The organism is Petrotoga sp. SL27, from assembly GCF_002924605.1.
Lineage (GTDB): Bacteria > Thermotogota > Thermotogae > Petrotogales > Petrotogaceae > Petrotoga > Petrotoga sibirica.
Genome location: NZ_JAIP01000004.1, coordinates 86,563 through 101,858 on the forward strand (window position 1 = coordinate 86,563; position 15,296 = coordinate 101,858).

Annotated in this window: 19 protein-coding genes and 2 tRNA genes; 9 read left to right on the forward strand and 12 right to left on the reverse strand. The window is 33.1% G+C overall.

Annotated elements, in window-relative coordinates; all coding sequences use genetic code 11:
* Positions 1-11: 11 nt before the first annotated feature.
* From rpsP to lepB, 7 genes are all read left to right on the forward strand, one after another.
* A complete protein-coding gene (rpsP, locus tag AD60_RS01805) occupies positions 12-347 on the forward strand; it encodes a 30S ribosomal protein S16 (RefSeq protein WP_103927212.1) in 336 nt (111 codons plus the stop codon).
* Positions 344-574, forward strand: coding sequence for a KH domain-containing protein (locus AD60_RS01810; RefSeq protein ID WP_103927213.1), 231 nt, complete (start codon positions 344-346; stop codon positions 572-574). The genes rpsP and AD60_RS01810 overlap by 4 nt, the downstream gene beginning before the upstream one ends.
* Before the next feature lie 5 nt (positions 575-579).
* Positions 580-1,137 (forward strand): ribosome maturation factor RimM, encoded by a 558-nt coding sequence (rimM, locus tag AD60_RS01815; protein ID WP_158248351.1) that lies wholly within the window; start codon positions 580-582, stop codon positions 1,135-1,137.
* Positions 1,115-1,906, forward strand: coding sequence for a tRNA (guanosine(37)-N1)-methyltransferase TrmD (gene trmD, locus AD60_RS01820; RefSeq protein ID WP_103876207.1), 792 nt, complete (start codon positions 1,115-1,117; stop codon positions 1,904-1,906). The genes rimM and trmD overlap by 23 nt, the downstream gene beginning before the upstream one ends.
* Positions 1,899-2,465: an RNA methyltransferase gene (locus tag AD60_RS01825; RefSeq protein ID WP_103876208.1), complete on the forward strand. Its 567-nt coding sequence runs from the start codon at positions 1,899-1,901 to the stop codon at positions 2,463-2,465. The genes trmD and AD60_RS01825 overlap by 8 nt, the downstream gene beginning before the upstream one ends.
* A 102-nt stretch (positions 2,466-2,567) precedes the next feature.
* Entirely contained in the window at positions 2,568-2,927 is a 360-nt protein-coding gene (gene rplS / locus AD60_RS01830) for a 50S ribosomal protein L19 (RefSeq protein WP_103927215.1), read from the forward strand.
* Entirely contained in the window at positions 2,924-3,898 is a 975-nt protein-coding gene (gene lepB / locus AD60_RS01835; RefSeq protein WP_233186786.1) for a signal peptidase I, read from the forward strand. The genes rplS and lepB overlap by 4 nt, the downstream gene beginning before the upstream one ends.
* Before the next feature lie 16 nt (positions 3,899-3,914).
* Here lepB and AD60_RS01840 read toward each other — a convergent pair.
* A tRNA-Ser gene (locus AD60_RS01840) sits at positions 3,915-4,002 on the reverse strand.
* A 59-nt stretch (positions 4,003-4,061) separates the two neighbouring features.
* On the opposite strand from AD60_RS01840, the gene rsmG reads away from it, so the two are divergent.
* Together rsmG and AD60_RS01850 are read left to right on the forward strand one after the other, a co-directional pair.
* On the forward strand, positions 4,062-4,739 hold the full coding sequence (gene rsmG / locus AD60_RS01845; RefSeq protein ID WP_158248352.1) for a 16S rRNA (guanine(527)-N(7))-methyltransferase RsmG: 678 nt from the start codon (positions 4,062-4,064) through the stop codon (positions 4,737-4,739).
* Positions 4,736-5,515, forward strand: a complete 780-nt coding sequence (locus AD60_RS01850) for a biotin/lipoate A/B protein ligase family protein (protein WP_103927217.1) — start codon at positions 4,736-4,738, stop codon at positions 5,513-5,515. The genes rsmG and AD60_RS01850 overlap by 4 nt, the downstream gene beginning before the upstream one ends.
* Here the strand turns inward: AD60_RS01850 and AD60_RS01855 are convergent.
* From AD60_RS01855 to recJ, 11 genes are all read right to left on the reverse strand, one after another.
* Positions 5,490-5,771 (reverse strand): hypothetical protein, encoded by a 282-nt coding sequence (locus tag AD60_RS01855; protein ID WP_103927218.1) that lies wholly within the window; start codon positions 5,769-5,771, stop codon positions 5,490-5,492. The genes AD60_RS01850 and AD60_RS01855 overlap by 26 nt on opposite strands.
* Entirely contained in the window at positions 5,772-6,758 is a 987-nt protein-coding gene (locus AD60_RS01860; RefSeq protein WP_103927219.1) for a flagellar basal body P-ring protein FlgI, read from the reverse strand. It lies immediately after the preceding gene.
* Positions 6,759-6,770: 12 nt separating this feature from the next.
* On the reverse strand, positions 6,771-7,406 hold the full coding sequence (locus AD60_RS01865) for a flagellar basal body L-ring protein FlgH (protein ID WP_103927220.1): 636 nt from the start codon (positions 7,404-7,406) through the stop codon (positions 6,771-6,773).
* A 2-nt stretch (positions 7,407-7,408) separates the two neighbouring features.
* A complete protein-coding gene (flgA, locus tag AD60_RS01870; RefSeq protein WP_103927221.1) occupies positions 7,409-8,341 on the reverse strand; it encodes a flagellar basal body P-ring formation chaperone FlgA in 933 nt (310 codons plus the stop codon).
* 59 nt (positions 8,342-8,400) lie between these two features.
* Positions 8,401-9,186 carry a flagellar basal-body rod protein FlgG gene (gene flgG / locus AD60_RS01875; protein WP_012208182.1) on the reverse strand — a complete coding sequence of 262 codons (786 nt, stop codon included), beginning with the start codon at positions 9,184-9,186 and terminating at the stop codon, positions 8,401-8,403.
* Between the two features lie 44 nt (positions 9,187-9,230).
* Positions 9,231-9,953: a flagellar hook-basal body protein gene (locus AD60_RS01880; protein ID WP_103927222.1), complete on the reverse strand. Its 723-nt coding sequence runs from the start codon at positions 9,951-9,953 to the stop codon at positions 9,231-9,233.
* Positions 9,954-9,979: 26 nt separating this feature from the next.
* Positions 9,980-10,984, reverse strand: a complete 1,005-nt coding sequence (locus AD60_RS01885; protein WP_103927223.1) for a rod shape-determining protein — start codon at positions 10,982-10,984, stop codon at positions 9,980-9,982.
* 97 nt (positions 10,985-11,081) lie between these two features.
* Positions 11,082-11,153 (reverse strand) — tRNA-Arg (locus AD60_RS01890).
* Positions 11,144-11,836 carry a RuvX/YqgF family protein gene (locus AD60_RS01895; RefSeq protein ID WP_103927224.1) on the reverse strand — a complete coding sequence of 231 codons (693 nt, stop codon included), beginning with the start codon at positions 11,834-11,836 and terminating at the stop codon, positions 11,144-11,146. The genes AD60_RS01890 and AD60_RS01895 overlap by 10 nt, the downstream gene beginning before the upstream one ends.
* A complete protein-coding gene (locus tag AD60_RS01900; protein ID WP_103927225.1) occupies positions 11,815-12,096 on the reverse strand; it encodes a putative Se/S carrier-like protein in 282 nt (93 codons plus the stop codon). The genes AD60_RS01895 and AD60_RS01900 overlap by 22 nt, the downstream gene beginning before the upstream one ends.
* Positions 12,089-15,196 carry a single-stranded-DNA-specific exonuclease RecJ gene (gene recJ / locus AD60_RS01905; protein WP_158248353.1) on the reverse strand — a complete coding sequence of 1,036 codons (3,108 nt, stop codon included), beginning with the start codon at positions 15,194-15,196 and terminating at the stop codon, positions 12,089-12,091. The genes AD60_RS01900 and recJ overlap by 8 nt, the downstream gene beginning before the upstream one ends.
* Between the last annotated feature and the right edge of the window lie 100 nt (positions 15,197-15,296).

Here is a 15,296-nt window from a genome sequence, read left to right on the forward strand (position 1 = left end):
GAGGTGTGTTAATGGTAAAAATCAGATTGAACAGGATGGGAAGGAGACATCAACCGTTTTATAGAATAGTTATCGTAGACTCAAGAAACAAAAGGAGTGGAAAATATATAGAATCAATAGGATACTATGATCCTCTAAATGACTCAAACCAGTACAAAGTCGATGAGGACAAGGCTTTAGATTGGCTTTTAAAAGGTGCTCAACCCACAGATACAGCAAGAAGAATTCTTAGAAAAATGGGTGTCATGAAAAGATACGATGAAATAAAATTTCGATCCAGAAAAGAAAAGGACGTCAAAGAATCTGAAAAAATTGTTGAACCAGAAGGAGAAGAAGTTAAAGAATGAAAGATCTGCTTTTAGACATTTTGAACAACATTGTTAAACATCCCGATGAGATAAAGATAGTAGAGTCCACCGAGGAACAAAATGTAATATTTGAAATATACGCAAGTTCTGAGGATGTAGGTCAAATAATTGGAAAAGACGGCAGGACTATTAAATCCATAAATATTCTTTTAAACGCAGCAAAAAAAGACCCTGAAAAGAAATTTATTTTAAAAGTAATTAGGTGAGTGAATTGAACAGCTTATCCAATCTTTTGGACAACAAAATCTCTGTGGCAAAAATCGTTAATAGTCATGGAGTACACGGAGAGGTAAAAATAGTACCTTTGACCAATGTAAAAGATGTGATAACGAACTTAGAAGAAGTTCTTTTGTACAATACCTCAACTAGAAATTTCTTCTTCAGTAAGGTATTACAAGTTAAACCATTAAATAAATTTTTTGTATTGAACTTACGCGGAATAAAGGACATGGACGAAGCTAAAAAAATGATAGGGTATGAAGTTTTTATCGATAAGAAAGATCTTCCTTCTCTTAATAGTGAGGAATATTACTGGTATGAGATTTTAGATTCTGAGGTTTATTACGAAGATGGGAAATACGTTGGAAAAGTAGAAGAAATAATACAAACAGGTGCAAACGATGTTATCTCCATAAAAAATATTGAAGATGATAAAGAAGTTCTCATACCAATGACAGATCATTACATTGTTGAATTAAAAAAAGAAGATAAAAGTATTATAGTAAAAAAAATAGAGTGGTACGAAAATGGAACAAATCAAACGGATTAAAATTAGTGTTTTGACTATTTTCCCTGGTATGTTTGATATTATTAGAAACTATGGAGTAATAAAAAAAGCTATAGAAAAAAAATTAGTCGAAATAGATATACTCAATTTAAGAGATTACACAACTGATAAACACAAAGTAACTGATAAACCTGGTTACGGTGGAGAAAATGGAATGGTTATGTTGGTAGAACCTTTTTATCGTTTTTACGATGAATACATCCTATCCAAGAACCACAAACCTTATATAGTTTTACCTTCTCCCCAAGGCGAAGTATTTAATAACGATTTAGCTTTTGAGTTAGCAAAAAAAGGAGAATTAGTTTTTTTATGTGGAAGATACGAAGGAATAGATGAAAGGGTTAAAAAGATAGTTGACAAAGAAGTTTCAATAGGAGATTACGTTTTAACGGGTGGCGAAATCCCTACCATGGTTATTATCGAAACTCTTTTAAGATTTTTGCCCGGAGTAATAGGTTCAAAAACAAGCGTAGAAAACGATTCCTTTTACAATGGATTATTAGATTATTCACACTACACCAAACCTCAGGAATTTAGAGGCATGAAAGTGCCAGAAATCTTGTTAAGCGGTGATCATGAACGTATTAGAATCTTTAGAAAAAAAGACAGTTTATTAAAAACAATAATTAAAAGGCCAGATCTATTCATAAAGAAAGAATTAAATGAAGAAGAAAAAAAGATTTTAGTAGACATTGTTCAAGAAATGTTTAACAAAAACTCTAATGATTTTAAGGAGTCCCAAGATGTTTGATAAACTGTATGTGGCCTTGATTCACTATCCTATTCTGAAAAAAGATGGTACTATTGTTTCAACAGCCATTACAAATTTTGATGTTCATGATATTTCAAGAACCTGCAAAACTTATAACGTAAAAAACTATTTCTTAGTAACCAATTTACCTGCTCAACGAAAGATTGTAGAAAAGGTTTTAGATTACTGGCTCAACGGATATGGAGGAGAATTTAATCCCAACAGAAAAGAAGCTCTTGAAATATTTAAAATAAAAAATTACTTGGAGGACGTTATCGAAGAAATAGAAAAAAAAGAAGGAGAACGTCCAAAGATAGTTTTCACTTCTGCCAAAGCAAGAAATAATGTAGTCTCTTTTGAGGAACTAAAGGATAAGATAAAAAATTCTGACCATCCATTTTTAATTCTTTTTGGAACCGGTTGGGGAATGCCAGAAGAAATTAGAGAAATTTCTGATTACGATTTAGAACCTATTAGAGCTAAAGGAAAGTTCAACCATCTCTCTGTAAGGGCGGCGGTTGCAATAACGCTTGATAGATTAATAGGTGAAATCGATTGATTTCTGGACTCTTCTGTTGAAGAGATTTTGGAGCGGGGTGAAGGGGCGCTAAATGAAGTTTCTAAAGATACTACGAAAAATAATATTTGGGAGGTTTTAAAAATGGACAAAATCATAAATGCAGTAGAAACAAATTATAAAAAAGAAGATATCCCTGAAATTAGACCAGGTGATACCGTAAGAGTCAACGTGAAAGTTGTTGAAGGGGAAGGTGAAAGAAAAAGAGAAAGAATCCAACCCTTTGAAGGACTAGTAATAAAAATAAGAGGCGCTGGTCTAGGACGTTCTTTCACTGTTAGAAAAATGGGAGCAGATAAAGTAGGTGTTGAAAGAATCTTTCCATTCCATTCCCCATCTATAAGCAGCATAGAAGTACTGAAAAAAGGTAAAGTTAGAAGGGCTAAACTTTATTACCTGAGGGATGTTAAAGGAAAGATAAGGATCAAAGAGAGGAAGGATTGAGCCTTTTGAAAGAGGCTACTAAGAAGAAAATTAAAGATGAGACCTTAGATTGGATTTACGCCATAATATATGCGCTTATATTTGGAACAATTATCAGACTATACGTGTTTGAAACAATGATGGTTCCAACTCCTTCTATGGTTCCAACGATCCAAGTGTACGACAGGTTGTTTGTAGAAAAAGTTACCTATGAATTTGCCGAACCAAATAGAGGTTCGATAGTGGTTTTTTGGACACCTTTTGTGGATATTAGGGCGCAACAACAGTTACGTACTTTTGATAGGTTTATGGATTTTTTTGCTCCAGCACAATTTGAAGGACATGTAAAATATGTTAAGAGGTTGGTGGGGAAACCGGAAGATACCTTAAGACTGGTACCAGTTGAAGAAACGTTTTGGGAAGATATTAAAAACGGAGAAATTCAAAATACTCCCGATTGGTTAGATTTTATTATTGATTATTATGAAAGTGTAGATTATATTCCAACTCAAATAAAAACCAAGGTTTCAAAACTTGAAATAAACGGCGAAATACTACCTGAATTTGAAAATATTTATTATTTACGAGATGCAATATTTGAAGATCCTAAATTTTTTGATTATATAGCCTATCCGGATAAATACAGTTATCAAATTGCCACGTCTGATTTGTTTTTCATGTATATGGATAATTTTACAGGTAGGTTGATACCAGCCAAACCAACTATTGAATGGTACAAACAAATGAGAGATACCCTTTTGTTTACTGACTTTTATGAAAACGAGCTTTCAAAATTGGATTTACCTACTTTAATATATAAAGATGAAGAAGGTCTTGTAAATGTAAAAGTTCCAGAAGGATACTATTTCTTCATGGGTGATAATACATTGGAAAGTCAAGATAGCCGTTTTTTTGGATTTGTTCCTATTGAGAACGTTATTGGAACAACTTTTTTAAGAATTTATCCATTTGACAGGTTCGGTAAGATATAGATAAGTATATTAAAAATGGCGGAGACGGTGGGACTCGAACCCACACGGGGTGTAACCCCATCGGTTTTCAAGACCGACGCCTTAGCCAATTAGGCTACGTCTCCACAATATGAACGAAATATACAATCCAAAGGAATTATATCATATAAGGAGCTTTTTGTCAATGAAAGAACTGGATGAAAAGACCGAAAAAATTAATAAATACATTGATATGCTAATTAACTACCCTGTAAATCTGACAGCTTATGGAAACGAAAAGGATGCCTATGAAAACCTTATTTTAGACAGTATTATTCCTATAGAGTTAGAAGACAGCTTTTTAAATTCAAAAAGGATTGTAGATATAGGAACCGGCGGAGGTATACCTGGTCTAGTATGGGCTATATACTTCCCAGAAAAAGAGTTTTACCTAGTAGACAGCGTATCAAAAAAGATACAAGCTTTGAAAACTTTTATAAAAGAGTTAAAATTAACTAACGTTTATTTGTGCTGTGAAAGAGCGGAAGATTTTGCAAAAACTCATAGAGAATATTTTGACTTTGCAACATGTAAAGCGTTAGCCAGAAGTGATATTGCATTAGAATATTTGGCACCACTCGTGAAAGTAAATAGTTATATATCTCTATTCAAAGGCCCATCATACTTCAAAAATGAGATGGAATATGCAAAGAACGTGTTGAAAAAGCTTAATATCTCGGAGTTTAAAGAAATTGAATACGAAATTGGAGAAGACAAAAAGAAAAGATATATGATACTTTTTAAAAAGATTGGAACAACCCCCCAAAACTTTCCAAGGCAAGTAGGGATTCCGAAAAAATTTCCTTTAGGAGAAACCAAATGATAAAAATAATTGTTGATCAGCCTTATGATGGTTCTATGAACATGGCATTGGATCTAGCCATAGCGAAACTAAATGCAATTAGAAAAATTTCTACATTAAGGATCTACCAATGGAAATTCCCCACCATATCCCTTGGGAAACATCAAAAGACGAACAACCTGAACTGGAAGTTTATAAAAAACAACAATATTTCTGTTGTAAGAAGACCCTCAGGTGGAAGAGCAGTCTTACATAATAATGAAATAACCTATTCCTTTTCAACTTTTGCTAGCAACGAAAACTTACCAAGTAATCTACTTGCCAGCTACATGAAAATATCTCAAGCATTAATAAGATCATTAAACGAATTAGGAATAGAAGCAGATATTGAAAGGTCAAAAAGAGAAGGAGTAACCAAAGACTTTTGCTATGACGCCCCTTCATTTTATGAGGTGAAAGTTAACGGAAAGAAACTAATTGGAAGTGCACAATACAGAACAGCAAATTTCGTTCTTCAACATGGTTCAATTCCGATTAAGCATGACCATGAAACCTACGTTAATTCTTTTAAATATTCTCATACTGAATGGATAAAACAACATTTAATTAGTTCTACCATCGATTTAGAAACAATTTTAAAAAAACCTATTTCAAAGATGGAGATAGTCAAAGCTCTTGAAATAGGTTTTAAATCGGTCTTCAAAGAAGAAATATCAGAAGGCTTTTTAGAACAAGAGGAAATACTTCTTGCACAAAAAATCAAAAATAATTTTACCGTTCTGGAGGAAAAGAATTAACAATTTGGTTCACTAACGGCTTTAAACTTTGTTGAGTCAATAGATTAGCATATTCAACATTTATCCATTCTTTAATCCATTTCTCAGCATTTGATTCGGGAATTAATTTATCTTCTTTAAACAATTCATCATCTTGGGCAGAGTTCAATATCTTTGCAAAGATGTTCGACACGAAAGCTTCAGATGCTTCTCTTAGACCTATTTTATTGTAATTTATACCAGATACATTAAATGCAGGTCCAATTACGTTAGCCATTTACATCACCACCAATTCGGCATATATGTAATCTTTAGCGCTTTGAATAATTGCAATTATATCTTGAGGAGTTGCTCCAGCAGCTCTTAAAGCTGTAATCAGGTTCGCAACCGTTGCGGGTTTTCCACTTATTTTTCCGTTTTCAACACTTACACTGAAGTTACCATGATTAAGAGTAAAATCAGATATTTCCACATTTCCTCCTAGAACTATCGTTCCAGTTTTTTCATTGATCACTATCTTAGCTTTTACATCGGGAGTAAACTCTATCTCTTCAATTAAAGCCAAAAATGATATAATATCATCTTCAAAGTATTTTGGAACTTCTACTTTAATTGAAGAGGGATCAATAGCTTTGGCAATTTTTAATGAAAAAGTGGAATTTATTGCGTTAGCAACCCTCGCTGATGTTGTAAAATCTGGTTGTTTCAAGTTGATTGTCACCGTGTCTTCATCTACAATCCGAGCAGGAATCTCTCTCTCTATAATAGCCCCTTGAGGAATATAACCAACAACTTTATATTTTTGTTGTAGGTTAGATGAAGCACGAACATTGGCTCCACCAGTTAAGACGTTTCCTTGTGCAACAGCATAAACTCTATTATCAGCACCATAAAGAGGCGTTTGCATTAAGACTCCATTTTCAATAGATTTAGAATCTCCTATAGCAGCTACAGTAACGTCTAACCTCATACCTTCCTTGTAAAAAGATGGTATATCAGCGAAAACCATAACAAGGGCGGTATTTTTTGTTTCAACATAAGAGGTAAGATTGATGTTAAAATTGGTCAGCATATTGTTTATCATCTCAGATGGTACATTCCCTGAATCACCGCTACCATTTAAGCCAGTAACTAAACCGATTCCAAATAATTGATTGTCCCTAGCACCTCTGAAATTAGATATGTCTTTTATTCTGACTCCAGCAAAACCGTAGATGTTTAAAATTAAAATTAATAAAAAGGTGACAAATAAATTTTTCCTCATTTCGACTCCCTTCTAAAAGAAGATATTTGCTATTCCTGAAAGTATAGAAGTTAACCATGACGGTTCGTTAGGATCCTGTTGGAAAATTATATCTCCATCGTACCAAATCTTGGCATTAGCTAAACTAGAAGAAAAAATAGTTCCGTCTTTTGCTATGTTTTTGGGGGAAACGTAACCTTCAACAATTATAGTATTCTTGTTGTTGCCCACCTTAATTTCCTTTTCTCCTCTAATCTTTAAAAGTCCGTTTTGGTCTTTTTCTTGGATTATTGAGGATATAAATAGTTGAACCTCTGCAGAAGAAGAAGAACTTTTTTGATTGTTTTGTACACTAACCTGCGTTGGATTTCCAGCCCCGATGGGCAAAAAATTGGATAAATCTACCCCTCCTATATTACTTACTACTGAGTTAATCGTATCAACAGACGCTTTTTTGTAATCAGGCATATTTTCTGATAAAGAGAGGGAAGGATTTTCTGAAACGATTATCGTTACAACATCTCCTACTCCAAAATCCTGGTTATAATTGAAAATAGAGTTACCTTGTTCATCACTTTTATTCCATAATGATTCAGAGAAACCAAGGCTAGTTGAAACTAGAAAAGTTAAGAAAAAAATCAAAACTTTTGAAAACTTTTTAGTATTCATTCTTACAAACCTCCTAAACTAACCAGAAGTATAGGACCTTCCTTCAGTTTACCAGTTATTATGTTTCCGCTTTCAACATTCCTTACGCTCAAAGTATCTCCAAAATTCCCATTTGTCATAGCCCTTGCCAAAGTAGAAACCCTTATTCCCTCAAATTCTACCAAAACCGTTACAATGTCTCCAGGTTTCACGTCAGGTATACGCTTCAAATAAGTTGAATCTACTATTTCACCTTTTTTTACATCTTTGGTTAATTCATAACTTCCGGATCTTAACAATTCTACATCTACAGGTTTATTGTTAATGGTTAGAACGTTTTTAGTAGCTGGTTCTGTTAATTCTTCATTCAATATTGTTCCTCTGGTTAAATCTTTGGAATATACAAGCACTTCTTCATATTTCGATACATTAGCAATGACTGTCAGAATCTTTTGATTGTTTTTATCGTCTTTAACATTCAAACTTATATATAACTTATCGTAGCTGTGAAAGATCTTTGTCACTTCTGCTGATAAAACCCTTTCTGGAAAAACCTTTAGATCAATACTATTCACGGTCAAAGAATTGTCGTACTCTTTTATCTTTTGCTGTAAAAAACTTTCTAAATCAATGTAATGAACATCTAGGTCTTTATGATCGTTTTTGTATACAACCGTAACCGTACTACCTTCAAAAACTAGTTCAAAATCGCTGTAATAACTACTCATTAAACCATATAAAATTTTTGAAAGCTCTATTTCAGAATAAATTATCTTATCGTTAACTATATAAGAGATAGTCCTATCTGATTTCATCTCAGGGAATATATCTTTGAGAGAAAAAATCCAATCTTCACTGAATATAACTTCCGGAATCGTAAAAACTATGCTCGAAAAAAAACTTGATGATACAAACAACATCACGGAAAAAAATATAATTTTGATTAATCGTGTCAAAGTTATCAACTCCCTGCCATTTAACACCTACTATCAAAAAAATTAAGGGAGATTATGGTTTATCTCTTAACATTTGAAACTGTTCTCAACATTTCATCAGCGGTTGTGATAGTTTTAGAATTAATATCGTAAGCTCTTTGTGCAACTATCATATCTACCATCTCTTTAACGACATCGACGTTGGATTTTTCTAAATAACCTTGTTGTAAAGCTCCAAATCCATCCTGTCCAGGTATCCCTTCCGTTGGATTACCGGAAGCTGGCGTTTCAGAATATAAGTTATTACCTATGGGTTTTAACCCTCCAGGGTTTAAAAATCTCACAGTAGTGAGATTTCCTACATTTTGAATCGTTCCATCACCCAAAGAAACACTTACTATTCCATCAGGAGAAACGTTTATTCCCACAGAATTTTGAGGAATCACTATATTTGGAATAACCATCAATCCATCACTGGTAGTAAGTCTACCGTTGGCATCCAATTTAAAAGAACCATCTCTGGTGTAGGCTATACTTCCATCTTGCATCTGAACTTGAAAAAATCCATCTCCCATGATCGCTATATCGGTAGAATTGTCGGTTGGCTCTATGTTTCCCAACGTAAAGATACGCGTTGTTGCAGCCAAACGTGTACCGTGACCTACATAAAGACCTGTCGGTAAGGTTGAACCTTGAGCGGTCGGGGTACCGGCTTCTTTTACAGATGAATATAGCAAATCTTGAAATTCAGCTCTCTGTTTTTTATATCCTGTTGTATCGACGTTTGCAAGATTGTTTGAAATGATATCTAACTTTCTTTGTTCAGCATTCATACCGGTTGCAGCGTTATACAAAGACACCAACATAATTTACCCCTCCATTTAAAAATCTTTATAATCCTCTACATTAGTTAAAAGTTTGAAGTTATTTCAATAAGCTTTGCGTTGAGTGAATCCCCTGTTGATACTGCTCTTTGTAGTATATCAAACTTTCTATTTGCTTCGATCATCTTAATCATCTCATTTAGGGCATCAACGTTTGAACTCTCTAGAAACCCTTGTCTCATATTGAAGTTATCTGCTTGTCCTATCTCTTCTCCCGTGAAATAATTTTCACCATATTTATTCAAATTCTCTACATTTAGGATGTTTAATCTTGTGTTTGTCCCCGATATATTACCCTCTTCATCCACAAAAAAATTATCCAGATCTACAATTATAGGGTTATTTTCCTCATCTAACACGTAATCACCGCTTTTTGTGACAAGGTAATTTTCAGGACTTAAAGAAAATTCACCATTTCGTGTGTAAAAGTAGTTACCGTTTCTCTCTATTTTAAAAAAACCGTCTCCTTCTATTGCAAAGTCTAATTTTCCACTTGTTTCAACCAAAGGCCCTTGTTCAAGATTTGGAATTACCTCGTCCAAAACAACCGAGCTATAAATGTTCCCTATTGGTTCGCCTTTTTCTTGTGCATTTTGATATGATCTAATCTCTTTTTCGTATACACTTTTAAATAGGTTAAAATCCTTTTTGTAACCTACGGTGTTAAGGTTAGCCAAATTGTTGGAAATAGAGTTCAATTCAGCAAAAGAGTTGAGCATACCAGCCGTTGCATTGTATATTCCTCTCATTTTATTTCCCCCTGTGGTGAATGGTTCTAATTTACTTGTACTTTGTTTAATAATTCTATGTCTTCTAACAAAATTCCTGTACCTTTTGCACAAACAAGATGTGGCTCTTCCGGAATATATGTTCTTACGCCAGTTTGCTCTGATATTAATTTATCCAATCCTCTTAGTCTTGCTACCCCTCCAACTACTATAAGTCCATTTTGCATTATATCCGCAGCTAATTCTGGAGGAGTTTTTTCTAAAATATTTTTTATTTTATTGATTATTTCATTCAATATTGGTTTGATTGCATAGAAAATATCGTCCGAAGTTAGTTTTAAATTAGAAGGAAGCCCTGTTTTGATATTCTGACCTTTAACCTCCATTTCAAGATTTTCCTCTTGAGAAAAAGCTTTTCCTATGTCGATTTTTAACCTTTCAGCGGTAGTTTCACCGATCAAGAATTTATATCTTCTTTTAGTATATTTAATTATTTCTTGATCCATGGCTTCACCTGCAACTTTTATCGTTTCACTTATGACACAGCCTCCTAAACTCAAAATTGCTAAGTCGGTTGTACCTCCTCCTATATCTATGACCATGTGTCCGTTAGGTTCTGTTATATCTATCCCACTACCTATAGCAGCAGCTAAGGGCTCGCTTATAAGAAACACTTTAGAAGCACCTATCCTACTCCCCGCCTCTTTAACCGCCCTTCTTTCAACGTCTGTAGTTAAAGCAGGTATCCCTATGATTAATCGTGGTTTGTACATATTAAAACCTTTGGATTTGGCTTTTTTGACGAAATATCTTAACACTTCCTCGATGATACTGGGATCTGTAATAACCCCATCCTGTACAGGCCTAATAATTTGTATTTGACTGGGAGTTTTCCCAACCATATCTTTTGCTTCTTTCCCAATTGCTAACAAATTTTTTTTACTTTTATCAACTGCTACCACTGAAGGTTCTTCAAGGATAATCCCTTGACCACGTTGATATACTACAAAGGTTGCGGTTCCTAAATCTATTCCTAAATCAGATTTAGCCATAATTTACCTCCTATTTTTTCTTAATAGAGATTTTAAAATTTTAAAAATATTTCCCTTAGCTCCCCTTCGCCCCGCAGTTGGTTTACCTAATTAAAAATGTGCCTGGCGGGAGTCGAACCCGCATCTTTGGATCCGGAGTCCAACGCTTTATCCGTTAGGCTACAGGCACATTAATTCATTACAATTAATATTCAATTGAATTTTCTCTCTGCTTTCTTTAGTTGTTATGATTAAATCATAATAATCTTTTAGGTCTGATATCAAAGTGGTACTTTCGTATCCTTTTTTGTAGTAGTACCAAAATATCCAAGGGTCTTTGGCAAAGATAGAAAAATTTTCAAACTTATTATTAATGGGAATATCCCAGATCAAAATATCTTTGTAACTTGAAAAGTCTTTTTTTAGATTATATACTTCTTTTTCTGCTAAGGCAATGGCATTTTCGGGGCTCTGAATAAAATTGGATAGAATGAGTACACTACTATTTTGGTCTTTGGCCTTTTTTACTTTTTTATAACTAACTTCTCCTCTAACCTCGCTATACAAAGAGGAAGTGGTCAATCTTTCATCTACAAAGTAAATTTTGCATCCTATGCTTTCTTTTACCCTTATGGCTTCATCTATACTCAAAAAACTCTGTTTTGAATATCTCCCAGACATGGAAATGGGTAATCCAAACACGATTAAATCGTCGTGGCTTAAATCCAATGAAACCAAGAAGTCTAAGAGTTCTTCAGACTTTATTGTCTCTTTTGGCAAAGGAATATTTACATCTTGTTTTAAAATAGCTATCCCACACTTACTCGTTCCGTAATCTATTCCATATACTTTTAAGTTTTTAAAAGTTCCCATATAATATCTTTCTCCAATTTAACTAAATCATATTTAACTCCATTTTCATTTAATATATTGATGACTTTTTCTTTATCTTTAGAAGAAAAGCAAATAACCGGTGCACAAGCTTGTAAGACAGACTTGGGGGAAGGAAAAATTTTACAAAAAACGCCGTTTTTTGCTAACATCTCTTTTATTTCTAATATTTGATAATTTTCATTCAGTAAAACTAAATCAAGATCTAACGTCGTCCTCAAATCTTTACTCAATTTATACACTTCTCGCTCCTGCTTTGGAATTACCTTTCAAGAACTCAATTAATTCTCTTGTGTCTAAATTTTCATAGAAATTGATGGAATTTTTCAATATCCAATTATCTAATATATTTTCCTTAAAATTGGAACTTTCACGTAAATCCTTTAGATTAAAATTATTCAATATTTCTACTTCTTCTTCATTCACCTTTAACAACCCCGCATCTTCCATCACGTTTAAAACGGTCTCTGACAACGATTTATCACCCTTCAAAAGAGAATTTTGTATCTCCTCTACTTTGTAATGACCGTCGGTTATAAAATCATAGACTTGTTTTAATACTTTAAAAGATGGATATTTTCTTGAATATTCGTAAAGCAATTTAACTTTGAACCGATTATTGTAAACCAATATGATAGTTGTTCTTTGAGTCTTTTTCATCCATGTAGAAACCAGGTCTAAAAGCTCTATGTCCGTTTTTGGAACATCCACAATTATCAAAATTGGAGAAAACTGTTTAACTTCAAAAGCTATACCGTTGTTGGAAAAGGACGTTATATAAAAATTAGCTTTCTCGTTTTTAAATTTTTCTCTGGAAATAAGTTTTTCTCTAAAGCTCATAGAATGGTTGAAGAGCCTTATATTGTTCTCATCAACTTGTAATTTTTTGTCTAGCAATCTTACTAAAGATTTTTGCCTCTCATAATCGTTCAAAACCAATATTTTTCCATTTCTTTCATTTGTGTAATCCTTCAAAAGTCCCAGAATATTGTTTCTTTCTCTAACCACTTCAAAACTATTATTATTCGAGAAAGATATAAGGATTTTAAATCCTGCTCTTTTTAAAAATTCTTTTAACTCTTCGCTGTAAATAGAACTAAAAATACTAATTTTAGACTTTTGAAGAGCATATTTTCTAAATTGCTGATATTCAGGAACTTTTCTCACTACCGGATGAAATAATGAATAGAATGGTTCGTCGATAATAATTTCAGCTTGCATAGAATCAAGTAATTCACGATTTTTAATAAATTTGGGTACTGTAACGAATATCACACTATAATTAGATATAAGTTCTGGCGTAAGGGTGTATTGATTGTCAAAATATAATAAATTCTCAGGAAAATAAGTGTTTATTATCTTATATATATGTTCCAATAAACTGTTTGTTGCAGAAACAATTATCAGCTTTTGATGCTTCTCTAATGATAACTGAACCTTTTTCAGTAAAGAATCGTTTTTTATCTTACTTGGAAGAAACATTGCTACCTTATTTCTAGTTAAATTATCGTTTAATATTTCTACATTCATGATCTTGTTCAATTCATCATGAAGAATATTAGATGCAAAGTTCCATTTTGCAGTTTCATCTTGTTGTATTTCCTTATTAACCATCAAATCTTGCAAGTAAAATTTAACGTAACTATTTTTTAAATTATAAGAATTCTCTATTCTAAAGGTACCTACAAGATCTGTAAATAAGTCTTTTTTACTATTCTCTGTTAGCTCGCTTAATCTGTAACCCAAATCGTAACCTAAAACATCTATGATTAAGGAATCTTTATTGAGCGTTCCTGAAAAACTTTGAGTACCGTTACGAAAGAATCTGATGTTTTCTAATTTAGCGTTTCTTATCAAAAAAACTGGCTCCTCATTCCCATACCCAAAAGGTTCTAACTTGTTTATATCTTCAAACATCGTTTCCCATATTCCTTCTATTTCCATATCCACATCAATTTGAGAGGCTAATTTTTTGCTCCCATATAACTCTTTGTAAGCATCGTTAATCTCATTTCTTAAAGTTTCTATATTTTTAGAAAGAAGGGAAAATCCCGCTGCAAACTTATGACCACCGAACTCTTCAAAAATACCTTTTTCATTGACTTTGAGAAGAAGCTCCATTAAATCTATACCCTGAGGACTTCTTCCTGAACCTTTACCTATTTCTTGATTTTTTGATATCATCAAAACGGGTTTATTGAATTGATTCGACAGTTTTGAAGCCACTATTCCAAGAACTCCCATATGCCAGTCTTCTCCACTTAAAACCAATACTGGATCTTTTTTGTATTCAGGATACAAATCTAACAAACTTAAAGAGTATAAATAGATTTCCTTTTCAGTACTTTGTCTTTTTGAATTTAGCCGGAGTAATTCTGAAACCGCCTTTTTTAATTTTTCTTCGCCTTTTTCAGTCAACAATTTAAAAGCTGCATGTGCATTTGACATCCTTCCTGCTGCATTTATCTTAGGAGCAACTTTAAAGGTGACAGTACGCGAATTTATTTCAGAATCAACTATCTTCAATTCATCGAGTAAATATTTTAAACCTTTCGTTGGATTTGTTTTTAATTTGTTCAATCCTATTTTAACCAAGTATCTATTTTCTGAGGTTATAGAGACTATGTCAGCAATAGTACCCACTGCCACAAGGTCTATATATTCGAAAGGGTCCAAAGAATCATCGTAACTTTTGTAAAGGGCTTGTAGTAATTTAAAAGTTACTCCGACCCCTGCCAGATCCTTGAAGGGATATTCATCGTCTTTCCTTTTTGGGTTCAATATCGCATCTGCTTTTGGAAGATTCTCTTGAGGCAAATGATGATCGGTAACTATAACTTTCATTCCAAGACTTTTTGCATAGTCAATTTCTTGTATGGATGTTGTACCACAATCAACAGTAATAATATTATTATAATTTTTGCCTTTTAACTCCGCTATAGCCTTAACGTTTAGGCTGTAACCTTCTTCTATTCTAGATGGAATGTAAGAAGTTACATCGTAACCTAATTTTTTTAAACCAAGATACAAAACGGAAGTCGCAGTAACCCCATCAACATCGTAATCACCGAAGATCGCCACTTTTTCTTTCTTTTCTTTGATTTGCTTGAGGATTTCTACTGCTTTTGACATATCCTTCATCAAATAAGGGTCAAAGCTTTCCAATTCTAAATGGTTTAAAAACTTATCTCCTTCTTCGGGTGTTTCGATACTTCTAGATACTAATAGCTTTGCCAAAAAATCGGAAATACCTAAAACACTAGATAAGGTTTTTGCAACTCTTTCTTTTTCTTGAAAATAAGAAGCTTTTGAGTCCCAAAAAACCTTCCATTTACTCTCCATATTAAATTTCTCCCTTCTCTTATTTTTTTCTTTATAAATATTATACATTATTTGTACTGAAATATTAAAGAAGGATTTGTAAAGATTCAAAAAAGCAAAA